At 41.1% G+C, this 1,290-nt stretch carries 2 pseudogenes; both read left to right on the plus strand.

Annotated features, from left to right (window positions below):
• Positions 1-720: pseudogene (locus QWY88_RS11590) on the plus strand (ammonium transporter); the annotation flags it as partial.
• Positions 721-727: 7 nt separating this feature from the next.
• A pseudogene (locus tag QWY88_RS11595) lies at positions 728-1,290 on the plus strand (ammonium transporter); the annotation flags it as partial.

Here is a 1,290-nt window from a genome sequence, read left to right on the forward strand (position 1 = left end):
TTAGATACAGGTGATACAGCGTGGATGATGGTATCAGCTGCATTAGTATTACTAATGACACCGGCAGGGTTGGCGCTTTTTTATGCAGGTATGACAAGAAGTAAGAATGTGCTTAATACTTATGCAATGGTATTAGGAGCATTTGCAGTTGCATTTATCGCATGGATAGCAGCAGGTTATTCAATGGCATTCGGTGACGGTGGTTCAATGCAAACATTTATAGGTGGATTCGGAAACGCATTCTTAAGCGGTATTAACTGGAATGATTTAAGCGGTACATACCCAACTTACGTATTCGTAGTATTCCAAGGTACATTTGCAGCTATTACAGTAGCAATCGCTAGTGGTTCAGTTATTGAACGTATCAAGTTCTCAACATGGATCGTATTCGTTGCAATCTGGACAATCGTAGTATATGCTCCAATTACTCACATGGTATGGGGTGGTGACGGTGCACTATTATTTGATGCAGGTGCATTAGACTTCGCAGGTGGTACAGTTGTACACATGAATGGTGGTCTTGCTGGTTTAGTATTAGCTTACCTAGTTGGTAAAAGAAATGGTTATCCAAAAATTGCAATGAAACCAATGTCTGTAATGTTGACAGCTCTTGGTGCTGCATTACTATGGTTCGGTTGGTATGGATTCAACGGTGGTTCAGCATTCGGTGCAAACGAAGTTGCCGGTTTAGCTTACTTAACAACTACATTAGCTACTGCATTTNAATGGTTATCCAAAAATTGCAATGAAACCAATGTCTGTAATGTTGACAGCTCTTGGTGCTGCATTACTATGGTTCGGTTGGTATGGATTCAACGGTGGTTCAGCATTCGGTGCAAACGAAGTTGCCGGTTTAGCTTACTTAACAACTACATTAGCTACTGCATTTGCTGCAATGGTATGGGTAGGATTAGAGTGGATGGTATTCAAAAAACCAACATTATTAGGTGCTGCTTCAGGTGTTGTAGCAGGTTTAGTTGCAATTACTCCAGCAGCTGGATTCGTTGACGTAACTGGTGCATTCATCGTAGGTGGTGTAGGTTCAGTAGTAGGTTTCTTCGGTGTAGCTGTACTTAAAAAGAAACTTGGTTATGATGATTCATTAGATGCATTTGGTATCCACTTCCTAGCTGGTCTATGGGGTGCATTAGCAACAGGTCTTTTAGCTCTAAACGACCAAGACTTACTATGGGATGGTCCACTAAAAGCTGCAGGTGACAGAATGGGTCAATTTATGGTTCAAGTTGAATCTGTAGTAGTAGTTGGTATCTTCACTTTAGTTGGTACTGT

This window comes from Sulfurimonas sp. hsl 1-7 (assembly GCF_030577135.1).
Lineage (GTDB): Bacteria > Campylobacterota > Campylobacteria > Campylobacterales > Sulfurimonadaceae > Sulfurimonas > Sulfurimonas microaerophilus.